We start from the raw sequence: 10,250 nt of genomic DNA, 5'->3' as shown, positions 1-10,250 counted from the left end.
AGCTTGTCATTGCGGCATGGGAAAGGAGAATAAGGTTAAGTTTATAAAAGATTATTTTGCTTAAAAAACGCTAGATAGCACCTATTTTGTCCCTTAGGGCTAAAGAACTCGAAAACAGCACCTAAAATGTCCCTTTGCCCTTTTTTTAAGTGATTAGCCGGCAACGGCAGACTGCAGATAATTGGCTAAGCCAAGCTCTTCAATTTGTCCTTGTTGTTCGTCTAGCCAATCAATATAGGCTTCCGTTGTTTTCAATTGCTCGCGCAATAGTTTGTGCGATACGTAGTCTTGCGATTTGCTCAATAGCTCGATAGCGGCAATTTGGGCTTCGCGTTGCGCCAGTGTTGCTTTAAGGTCGCAGCTGATGGCTTCTTGCACTTTTTCGCCCAGTAGCAATTTACCTAAATCTTGCAAGTTGGGCAATCCTTCCAAGAAGAAAATGCGCTGAACCAGTTCGTCTGCATTTTTCATCGCAGTAATGGATTGCTTGTACATGCTTTTGCCGACCGCTTCATAGCCCCAATTTTTCAACATGCGTGCATGGAGAAAATATTGGTTGATGAGGGTAAGCTCATGGCGCAAGACAGTATTGAGCGCTTCGTTAATATGCTCTTCTGTTTTCATGGCTATGTCGCCTTATTTTTGTCTTTGTAGATAGTTTTGCAAGCCCATATCTTTGATTTGACGTAATTGTTTTTCAAGCCAATGGGCATGATCTTCTTCCGTATCTTTTAATTGCAGCACTAACAAATCACGGGTAACGTAATCATGCTCTTGCTCACATAGGGCGATACCGCGCTTGAGGTTGTCGCGCACGCGGTATTCCAATTCCAAATCGCTTTCCATCATAGATACGACGTCTGTGCCGATTTTCAGAGGCTCGGGTTTCATATTCGGCGTGCCTTCAAGGAATAGGACGCGCTTAATCATGGATGTGGCATGTTCGGTTTCATGTTCCATTTCATGATGGTTGGCTTCGTAGAGTTTATCGTATCCCCAATCGGCATACATTTGGGCATGGATGAAATATTGGTCGCGGGCGGCAAGTTCGCCGGCAATCATTTCATTTAAATAGTTAATAACTTTTTCATTGCCTTTCATGATTTTTTCCTAATTTACGAGGTCTTCAATTATAGTCAATAAAAAGTAAATGTAAATAGGTTTTTTAAATTTTATGATTGAATAAAAATATAAAAAAGAGTTGTTTTTATTTTGGAATTTGATTAAGAATCAATCGCTAGAAAGAATATTAATATAAAAATTTTTTATTTGTTTTTATTATTGTGCTAAGAGAGTATGCTTTTGAGTGTTTGAATATGTATTTCTCTTATTTCGAATGTTTTGTTTTTAATAATGTATGTGAAAAATCCCTATTTGCATAGGGATTTTTATGATAATTACCAGCCTTTTACCGCTGCGCCTTTGAAGACTTTTTCCGCAGAGGCGGCGACTTCATCGGTTTGATAAGCTTGAATGAATTTTTGAATGTTTTCATTCTTTTCATCGCCTTCACGCACCGCAATGATGTTCATATACGGGCTGTCTTCAGGCTCGACCAATAAGGCGTCGCGCTTAGGCAGCAAATCGGCATTGACGGCGTAGTTGGAATTGATGAAGGCTAAATCCACGTCAGGCAGAACACGCGGCAGCGATTCCGCATTGGCGTCAATGAGGTCGAATTTACGCGGATTTTCAATTACATCCAATTTAGAGGCTTCCAAATTGCTAGGGTCTTGGAGTTTAATCAGACCTTGATTGTGCATTAAAATCAAAGCGCGGGCGCCGTTTGAAGGGTCATTAGGGAAGGCGATTTTTGCGCCGTCTTTTAATTCGCTGATGTCTTTGATTTTTTGACTGTAAGCGCCGATAGGGTAGATGAAGGTGTTGGCAACGGCAACGATTTTAAAGCCGCGGTCTTTAACCATGGCATCCAGATAAGGTTTGTGCTGGAAGGCATTGGCATCGATTTCGCCTTCGGCAAGCGCCACGTTCGGCATGACGTAGTCTTCAAATTCTACGACTTCTACATCCAGTCCGAATTTTTCTTTGGCTACTTTAGCCGCCGTGTGGACTAAATCCGCCTCTTGTCCGCCCATTGAGCCGACTTTTAAATCTGCCGCAGTTGCGCCAAGGCTGATGGCTGCCAAAATGGCAAGGCTCAGGTGTTTGATATTTTTCATGGTTTCTCCAAGGTTAGTGAATTAGCGGCGGTCTGCCCGTTTTGAGAGATAGTCGCCAAGTGATTGAATACATTGCACCATTATCACGAGGATAACAACGCAGGTAAACATGATTTCCGGTTTGTAGCGGTCGTAGCCGTAGCTTTTCGCCACTTTGCCCAAGCCGCCTGCGCCGATTGCGCCGGCAATGGCGGTGTAGCCGATGAGGGCGATAATGACGATGGTCATGGTATTGATCAGCCCTGCGCGCGCTTCGGGCAAGAGCACTTTGCCGACGATTTGTATCGGCGTTGCCCCCATGGCTTGCGCGGCTTCAATCAATCCTTTAGGGACTTCGTTGATGATGTTTTCCACCATTCTGGCAATAAAGGGAATGGCGGAAATCGATAGCGGCACTAGGGCGGCGGTGTTGCCGATAGCGCTGCCGGCCACAAAGCGGGTAAAGGGGATAATCGCCAGCATCAGCACCATAAAAGGCACGGAGCGTCCGATGTTAATCACAATGCCTAGGGGCAGATAAATGCTGCGTTTGGCAAGGAAATTATTCGGGCGGGTGGCGTAAAGCAGCACGCCTAGAGGTATGCCGACCAATGCGGCAATGGCAGCGGCGGCAAAAGTCATGTAAAGGGTTTCTAGGGTTGCGGTGTAGAGCAGATTAAGCGTTTGCGCGGACATAGCCGAGTACCTCTGTGCTTAGGGGGAGGGTATTGAGCCAAGCCAGCGCGGCTTGGATATTCTCAGGTTTGCCAATCAGTTCGGCGACCAGCAGCCCTGCGGTAATGGTGGCGATATTTTCCACTTTGGCTTGAATGATGCTAACGTCCACATCAAAGCGGCGGGTAATCGCAGAGATGACCGGTTCGTCCACCGCTTCGTTTTGGAAAATGAGCTTGAGCACGGGATAATCGCCTTCTGCCTGCAGGCGCGCGGCATATTGCGGCGGCAAATCGAATTGGCGGATTTGCGCCACAAAGCGTTTACCGAGTTCGGACTGCGGGGCGGTAAAGAAGGCTTCGACGCTGTTGTTTTCTACCAATTGCCCTTTGTCTAGGAGCGCAACGCGGTCGCAGATTTTTTTCACGACTTCCATTTCATGGGTAATCAATAAAATCGTTACGCCTAGGCGCTGATTGATTTCTTTGAGCAATTGCAAGATGGATTCTGTGGTTTTGGGGTCGAGGGCGGAAGTGGCTTCATCGGAGAGCAGGACTTTCGGGTCGCTGGCTAATGCGCGCGCAATTGCCACTCTTTGCTTTTGTCCGCCTGATAATTGCGAGGGATAGTAAGCTGCACGTTCGCTTAAGCCCGTGAGTTCCAAGAGGGTTTGCACTTTAGCTTGGATTTGTGCTTTAGGCGTGCCGATGAGCTCCAAAGGCAGGGCGATATTTTGCGCGACGCTGCGATTTGCAAGCAGATTAAAATGCTGGAATATCATGCCGATATTATGCCGCGCTTTGAGCAGTTGCGCCGAGCTGAGCGTGGTCAGGCTTTGTCCGTCTACAATCACTTCGCCGCTGCTGGGGCGTTCGAGTAAATTCACGCAGCGAATCAGCGTGCTTTTGCCTGCGCCGCTTTCGCCGACCACACCATAAATTTCGCCTGCGTTGACGTGCAAACTGGTGGGATGCAAAGCGGTGATTTCACGTCCGCTTTGCTGATAAATTTTGCTAATGTTGTGTAAAGTAATCATGCCGCAATTATTGCGAAAGCCTTAGCAGGGCGCAAGAGCCGGCTTATGGTATTTTTTTATAAGTGCATAGGCTTTGTTTATAGATGCGCCTTATTGCGGAACAAAATGCTGAAAATAATAAATGATTGTGCTGATGCTTAACAAGGACAGGACGGTAGTGGCAAGCAGGGCGGCAGCGGCGCGGCGTTGATGCCCGTAGCGCGCGCCCATCAGCGGATACATGCTTGCCATCGGCGCACCTGCCAATAAAACGCCTGCCAACATGACATCGCCGCTTGTGCCGAAGAGCCTGAGCAGGGCGAATACCGCCAGCGGCATGATAATGAGTTTGCCGAGAGTGATTTGGATGATGTCGGGCATGCTGCCGCGGATTTTCAAACCGACGAGAGAGCCGCCGATAACGAATAGGGCAATTGCGCCGCCGGCATTGGCAAGCATGTTCACGGCTTTTTTCAGCGCATAGGGCAGGCTGTCGCCAATGCCTAAGAAAGCGCAGAGCAAACCGGCCAACATAGCGAGAATCATCGGGTTTTTCAGCAAATTGCCGAGAATGGTTTTAATCAGCTGCCAACGCTTTCCGCCTTTGGCGGCGAAACTGTCACCTAAAATCAAAAAGAGCGGCAGAATGAGTAAATTTTCCACCAACACATTGAGCGAGAAGAAAATCCCTGCTTTCTCACCAATCAGAGTCAGCAGCAGGGGATAGCCGATAAAGCCCGTATTGGAAGCAGATTGTCCCAAGCCGTTGACCACCGCCGCGACCGAAGTTTGGCGGCGCAGCTTGGCAATTCCAAAGCCGATGAAAAAGGAAATAAGCGAGCCACCGGCATAGCCGAGAAAATAAACGGGATTCATAATCGCGCCGATTGGCTGGCTGATGATGGCTTGGAAAATCAGGGCGGGCAGGGCGAAGGTAACGACGAAGCGCCCCATGCCGCGTAGGGCGGTTTGCGACAAAATGCGGCGCGCAACGGCAAAATAGCCGATGCCGATGATGATAAAGATGGGAATAACGAGATTGAGAATGGCGAACATGAAAATAATTTCCTGCAAAATAGGGCGCTATTATAGTGTTTTTACGTCGAAACAGCCGAATAAATCTTCAATCATTAAATAGAGAATCATGGGTATGCCGTCTTATTTTGATTAGAGGGTTATATAATGGCGAAAGATAAATACGGAGTGAATCATGGCGGATATTCCTGCTTTTTGGCGGCGGAAAACGATACTGGCTTGGCTGTTATTGCCACTTGCTTGTCTGTTCGGTATGGCGGTGGCATGGCGTAAGCGGCGTTTGCAAGCATCGGCGCAGCAATGGCGGGCGGCGCAAGATGTTCAGGCGAAAATTCTCGTGGTCGGTAATCTCAGCGTGGGCGGCAACGGCAAAACGCCGGTTGTGATTGCAGCAGCACGCGCTTTGCAGGCAAAAGGTTTCGCGGTAGCGGTGATTAGTCGCGGTTATGGCGGCACAGCCAAGCAGATGATGGCGGTCGATGCAGATACCGATGCCGCGCTGTGTGGCGATGAGCCGAAATTGATTGCTATGGCGACGGATTGTCCGGTGGTTATCGGTAAGGCGCGGCAGGCGGCGGTCGAGTATGTGCTGCGGCATTTCCCGCAGACGCAATGGATTATCAGCGATGACGGTTTGCAGCATTATGCTTTGCCGCGCGATGCGGAATGGCTGGTGGTCGCGCCGGATTTGCGTTTGGGCAATGGCTTTTTATTGCCTGCCGGTCCTTTGCGCGAAAGTCCTGCGCGTTTGCAAACGGTAGATGCAATTTTATTTAGCGGCGAGGCGGTACATTTTCGCGATTGCCGCCCTGCGCAATATTGCCTGAAGATGCACAATACGCAGTGGCAGACTTTAGCCGCCGAAACGGTATCTTTGGCGGAGATTCAAAATCAAGCCTGCGCGGTATTGACGGCGATAGCGCGTCCCGAGCGTTTTTTGCAGCGTGTGCAGGCTTTGGGGATTACGCCAAGTGCAGTTTCTTTATTGGCGGATCATCAGGCTTTACCGCCCGCAGCGGCGGATTTTGCGCCGGCGGACAGTCTGCTGTTAATGACAGGCAAAGATGCCGTCAAAACCCATGATTGGCCGGCAGCTTTGCGTGCGCGGGTGCGGGTATTGCAATATGAGGCGGATCTGCCGCTCGATTTATTGGAACATTTATTAGATGGCGCATAAAAATAGGCGTTGCGCCTATGCGCTGAAAGATTACCACATGCTGAGATAAATGCTATTGCCAGCCGCCGCCCGTATCGGGTATAAAGTCTTGTTTTAATCAAACACCACAGGGAAAGAGAATGATAGAAGCCGCTTTGCGCCAACGTTTACATGCCGCGCTCAAACAATTAGCCACCATCGTGGTAGGCAAAAACGATGTGATTGCCTTATCGATGAGCTGCTTATTGGCGCGCGGACATGTCTTGCTGGAAGATTTGCCCGGCGCAGGGAAAACCACTTTGGCAAAGGCTTTTGCCGCCACTTTAGGCATGGATTACCGTCGTATTCAGTTTACTTCGGATTTATTGCCTGCCGATGTGGTGGGTTTTTCACTGCTGCACCCCGGCGAGCATAAATTGGTTTTCCAAGAAGGCCCGATTTTCACCAGCCTGTTATTAGCCGATGAAATCAACCGCGCCTCGCCGAAAAGCCAGTCCGCTTTATTGGAAGCGATGGAAGAGCGGCAAGTGACGGTGGAGCATGAATCGCGTCCCTTGCCTGAGCCTTTTTTCGTGATTGCCACACAAAACCCGCTGGAGCAAATCGGCACTTTCGCTTTGCCCGAATCACAGTTAGACCGCTTTTTAATGCGTCTGTCCCTAGGCTATCCCAGCGCGGCTTTGGAAGTGGAAATTCTGCGCGGCGACACGCGCCAAGAGATGTTGGCGCAAGCGCAGGCGCAATTAAACCGTTCCGATGTTTTGCAATTGCAAAAGGCGGTGCGCGAGATTACGGTATCTGAAGCAGTGGCGCAGTACGTGCAAAAATTATTGGCATATACGCGCGACCGCAATCATTTTGCCCAAGGTTTGTCCACGCGTGCCGGCTTGGGCTTGGTGCGCGTCGCACAGGCTTATGCTCTGATTTTGGGCAAAGAAGCCGTATTGCCCGAGCATGTGCAGAAAGTATTTCCCGCTTTGGCTTGGCATCGTTTGCCGAAAAAAGGACGCGACGACTATGCGCATGCCGAAGCGATTGCCGCCGTCTTAGCGCAAGTGGACGTGCCGCTATGAGCCTGATTGCTTGGCTGCGGCAAAAAAGTCTGGCGCGGCGCGATGTGGAAGCGGAAGTGCATTTGCCGCGACCGCTGAGAATGCCGATTGTGCCGAGCAGTTTTGGCTTGGCATTTTTTTTCGTCTTAATCGTGATGTTTGTTTGGACCATCAACCATCAGCTCAATTTGGGTTATGCCCTGATTTTTCTCTTGGCTTTTGTCGCCTTATTCAGCGCCGCCTTAACCGTCAGCACTTTTAGTCAATTGCGCCTGCGCTGTAGCGAAGCCGCGCCCGTGTTTGCCGGCGAAGATATCTATTTTCCGATTGTGATTGAAAACGAAGAACCGCGTCCGCGTGCCGCCTTTACGCTGCGCAATGCCTTTTATCAGGCGGACTGCGCCGGCATTGAGGCACATAGCGGCACCGAAGTGAAACTTGCCCAGCCGACCGCCGAACGCGGCTGGACTTCCCTGCTGCCGCTGGAAATCTACACCACTATGCCGCTGGGCTTGTTCGTAGCCTGGCAATGGCGGCATTTGGCAGGAAAAGGCTTAGTTTATCCGCAACCTGCCGGCGATTTGCCCTTGCCGATGTTTGCCGACAATGCCAATGGCAGTTTAATCAGCGAGGGACGCGGCGAAGACGAATTGGTCGGTTTGCAAGGCTATCACCCCGGCGATCCCTTATCGCGAGTTGCTTGGAAGCAAAGCAGCCGCGGCGAATTATTGATTAAGCAATTTTCAGGCATGGGAGCAGAACAAGTGCTGTTGGATTATCAAAAAATGGGCGGCGACAAAGAAACCCGCATCGCGCAATTGACGCGCTGGGTTTTGGACGCGGAAGCGGCAGGCTTGCTCTATGCCCTGCGTTTGCCGAATTTCAGCAGTGACTACAGCCGCGGTCAGGCGCATTATCATGCCTGCCTCAGCGCATTGGCGGTGCTGTGATGAAGCTGAATTTCGCCAAAATCCAATGGATTTCCGCTGCCGCCTTCCATGAACGCTTAACGCCGCGCCATTGGCGGATTGCCTTAAGCGCGATGAGCATTTGCCTACTGCCGCTGATTATCTTCTTTCCGCCGCAAATCGGCGCGATTTTACTCTTGGCGGTCGTAGCAAAAGGGCTGAGCCTATGGCTGGGACGACCGAGCATTGCATTGGCGGCGGTATTTATCGTCTTTCCGCTGAGCGTGGCAGTCGTTATTTCGGGCTTTTGGCAAGTAGGACTGACGCACAGTTTTCTGGCTTTATTGGCGGTGATGAGCGTCTGCAAAATGCTGGAATCGCGCAATGTCCGCGATACCCGCATTCTCTTTCTCATCAATTTGGTGCTGATGCTGAGCTTTTTAATGTTCAGCCAGTCGGTACTCATCTTTCTCTATCTGCTGCTGGCGGTAGCATCCAATATGTATGCCCAATTGCAGATTAGCCAGCGCGACAGTCTGCGCGTCAGCCTCGGACGTTGGCGCGATGTCGGCAAATTGCTGCTCTTGGCACTGCCTTTTACGATCATCGTCTTTTTTACCTTCCCGCGTTTTGACCCCATTTGGGGACTGCCGCGGCAAAATTCGCAGGGCATTACAGGCTTGCCCGAAGAAATGAGTATGGACGGCCTATCTTCTCTCGCTCAATCTGATGAAATTACTTTCCGTGTACAATTTGCGGACGGCAATATTCCGCGCGGCGACATGCTATATTGGCGCGGCCCCGTGCTATGGCATTACGACGGCAGCAAATGGCAACAACGCGAAGAAGACGGACGTGTATCGCCTGAAACCCTGCATTATGACCGCTCGCAGCGCCTCGATTACACCCTTACGCTTGCCAAAACCGATTTAATCTGGCTGCCCGCCTTGGAAATGCAAATCGGCGCAGGAGGACGTTTTTGGCGCGGCAGCGCGCATCAAATCCGTCTGCCGCGCACCAAACGTGGCGAAGAACGTTTTCAACTTACTGCGGCAACGCGCTTTCAATTGCAAGCTCATGCTTTGCCTGAATACGACCGCCGCATGGCAACGCGATTGCCGCCCGAGTTGGACTTAACGCGCACCCGCGCCCTCGCCCAAGAATTGTATCAGGCAGGCGGCAGCAGCGCCGCCGGCTTTGCCGAGCAATTCCTCGCCCACATCCGCAACAATGAATTTTATTACACCCTTGAGCCGATTCCCGGCGCGCAGCATGTGGAAAACTTCCTCTTCGGTAGCGGCTTCGGCTTTTGTCAGCACTATGCCAATGCCATGGCGGTTGCCGCACGCAGTGTCAATATTCCCTCGCGCGTGATTATCGGCTATCAGGGCGGTACTTTTAACGCCGTATCAGGCGATTTCGTCGTGCGCGAAGAACAGGCGCACGCGTGGGTGGAATTATGGCTAGAAGAACAGGGTTGGACGCGCTTCGACCCCACCGCGGCAGTCGCGCCTTGGCGGGTGCAAAGCGGCGGATTGTCCAGCGAAAATCTAGGCGGCGCGGAGTCGCGCAGCATCTTATCGCGCTTTGCCGAGCAATATACGACGGTCTCTTGGCTGCGCGATGTCATTGATGCCGGACAGGCATTTTGGCAAAACTGGGTCATTAACCTCAATAATGACCGCCAAGGCAGCCTGCTCGGCTTATTAGGCCAATTCGGCTTAGGCGCCGGCATTGTCATCTTGCTGATAGGCGGTCTTGTCTTAGGATTGTTGTGGCTGCTATGGCATCTGTGGCGCAAACGCGTGCATATTGAAGAAGATGCGGTGGCAAAAGCCATGCGCCGTTTGCTGCTGCGTTTGGAAAAACGTGCTTGGTATAAATCGCGTAAAGAAAGCATCTCGCTGTTTTTGCGCCGCATCGTCAAAGAAAAGCAACCCAAACATAGCGCCGCTTTACTTGCATTAGCCGATGCCTACGAACAATTCCGCTATCAAGAACGCGGCGACGAAGCGGCTCTACTCAGGCAAATTCGCTATGTTACCAAATTATAGTTTATTGAATTAAAGGGGCTAAAGAGTGAAATATAGTATTTTCGATTTCTTTAGCCCTAACCTGAGTTCGGGATAAGCACCCCACTAAAAAATAAAGAGCAATTGTGATAATCTACTGTTTTGACGAAACAAACCATCACAAAAGCCCTTTAACATGGAACATCTTACAACACTTTTCTGCCAAGTAGATGATTTT

At 50.4% G+C, this 10,250-nt stretch carries 10 protein-coding genes; 4 read left to right on the top strand and 6 right to left on the bottom strand.

Annotation, left to right across the window (positions count from 1 at the left end; all coding sequences use genetic code 11):
- Positions 1 to 153: 153 nt before the first annotated feature.
- The 6 genes from bfr (ACJHVI_RS07110) to ACJHVI_RS07085 form a co-directional block, all read right to left on the bottom strand.
- On the bottom strand, positions 154 to 624 hold the full coding sequence (gene bfr / locus ACJHVI_RS07110; protein ID WP_483184060.1) for a bacterioferritin: 471 nt from the start codon (positions 622 to 624) through the stop codon (positions 154 to 156).
- Positions 625 to 636: 12 nt separating this feature from the next.
- Positions 637 to 1,101, bottom strand: coding sequence for a bacterioferritin (gene bfr, locus ACJHVI_RS07105; RefSeq protein ID WP_483184058.1), 465 nt, complete (start codon positions 1,099 to 1,101; stop codon positions 637 to 639).
- 296 nt (positions 1,102 to 1,397) lie between these two features.
- Positions 1,398 to 2,180 carry a MetQ/NlpA family ABC transporter substrate-binding protein gene (locus ACJHVI_RS07100; protein ID WP_483184056.1) on the bottom strand — a complete coding sequence of 261 codons (783 nt, stop codon included), beginning with the start codon at positions 2,178 to 2,180 and terminating at the stop codon, positions 1,398 to 1,400.
- 21 nt (positions 2,181 to 2,201) lie between these two features.
- Positions 2,202 to 2,855 carry a methionine ABC transporter permease gene (locus ACJHVI_RS07095; protein ID WP_483184055.1) on the bottom strand — a complete coding sequence of 218 codons (654 nt, stop codon included), beginning with the start codon at positions 2,853 to 2,855 and terminating at the stop codon, positions 2,202 to 2,204.
- Positions 2,836 to 3,870: a methionine ABC transporter ATP-binding protein gene (locus tag ACJHVI_RS07090; protein WP_483184053.1), complete on the bottom strand. Its 1,035-nt coding sequence runs from the start codon at positions 3,868 to 3,870 to the stop codon at positions 2,836 to 2,838. The genes ACJHVI_RS07095 and ACJHVI_RS07090 overlap by 20 nt, the downstream gene beginning before the upstream one ends.
- Positions 3,871 to 3,960: 90 nt before the next feature.
- Complete coding sequence (locus tag ACJHVI_RS07085; protein ID WP_483184051.1) at positions 3,961 to 4,905, bottom strand: AEC family transporter; 945 nt, start codon at positions 4,903 to 4,905, stop codon at positions 3,961 to 3,963.
- A 154-nt stretch (positions 4,906 to 5,059) separates the two neighbouring features.
- On the opposite strand from ACJHVI_RS07085, the gene lpxK reads away from it, so the two are divergent.
- The 4 genes from lpxK to ACJHVI_RS07065 all read left to right on the top strand — a co-directional run bounded on the left by lpxK (position 5,060) and on the right by ACJHVI_RS07065 (position 10,054).
- Positions 5,060 to 6,061 (top strand): tetraacyldisaccharide 4'-kinase, encoded by a 1,002-nt coding sequence (lpxK, locus tag ACJHVI_RS07080; RefSeq protein ID WP_483184049.1) that lies wholly within the window; start codon positions 5,060 to 5,062, stop codon positions 6,059 to 6,061.
- A 119-nt stretch (positions 6,062 to 6,180) separates the two neighbouring features.
- Positions 6,181 to 7,113, top strand: coding sequence for an AAA family ATPase (locus ACJHVI_RS07075; RefSeq protein ID WP_483184047.1), 933 nt, complete (start codon positions 6,181 to 6,183; stop codon positions 7,111 to 7,113).
- Positions 7,110 to 8,042: a DUF58 domain-containing protein gene (locus tag ACJHVI_RS07070; RefSeq protein ID WP_483184045.1), complete on the top strand. Its 933-nt coding sequence runs from the start codon at positions 7,110 to 7,112 to the stop codon at positions 8,040 to 8,042. Before ACJHVI_RS07075 ends, ACJHVI_RS07070 begins: the two co-directional genes overlap by 4 nt.
- Positions 8,042 to 10,054 (top strand): transglutaminase TgpA family protein, encoded by a 2,013-nt coding sequence (locus ACJHVI_RS07065; RefSeq protein WP_483184043.1) that lies wholly within the window; start codon positions 8,042 to 8,044, stop codon positions 10,052 to 10,054. Before ACJHVI_RS07070 ends, ACJHVI_RS07065 begins: the two co-directional genes overlap by 1 nt.
- Positions 10,055 to 10,250: the final 196 nt, after the last annotated feature.

This window comes from Suttonella sp. (assembly GCF_056855035.1).
The sequence above is the reverse complement of the archived record's forward strand: the minus strand, read 5'-3'. Positions and strand labels throughout refer to the sequence as shown.

Excerpts from the sequence above, each read along its gene's own strand:
- ACJHVI_RS07100 (WP_483184056.1), bottom strand. The coding sequence starts at position 2,180 with ATGAAAAATATCAAACACCTGAGCCTTGCCATTTTGGCAGCCATCAGC.
- bfr (WP_483184060.1), bottom strand. The coding sequence starts at position 624 with ATGAAAACAGAAGAGCATATTAACGAAGCGCTCAATACTGTCTTGCGC.
- lpxK (WP_483184049.1), top strand. The coding sequence starts at position 5,060 with ATGGCGGATATTCCTGCTTTTTGGCGGCGGAAAACGATACTGGCTTGG.
- ACJHVI_RS07085 (WP_483184051.1), bottom strand. The coding sequence starts at position 4,905 with ATGTTCGCCATTCTCAATCTCGTTATTCCCATCTTTATCATCATCGGC.
- bfr (WP_483184058.1), bottom strand. The coding sequence starts at position 1,101 with ATGAAAGGCAATGAAAAAGTTATTAACTATTTAAATGAAATGATTGCC.
- ACJHVI_RS07070 (WP_483184045.1), top strand. The coding sequence starts at position 7,110 with ATGAGCCTGATTGCTTGGCTGCGGCAAAAAAGTCTGGCGCGGCGCGAT.
- ACJHVI_RS07075 (WP_483184047.1), top strand. The coding sequence starts at position 6,181 with ATGATAGAAGCCGCTTTGCGCCAACGTTTACATGCCGCGCTCAAACAA.
- ACJHVI_RS07090 (WP_483184053.1), bottom strand. The coding sequence starts at position 3,870 with ATGATTACTTTACACAACATTAGCAAAATTTATCAGCAAAGCGGACGT.
- ACJHVI_RS07095 (WP_483184055.1), bottom strand. The coding sequence starts at position 2,855 with ATGTCCGCGCAAACGCTTAATCTGCTCTACACCGCAACCCTAGAAACC.
- ACJHVI_RS07065 (WP_483184043.1), top strand. The coding sequence starts at position 8,042 with ATGAAGCTGAATTTCGCCAAAATCCAATGGATTTCCGCTGCCGCCTTC.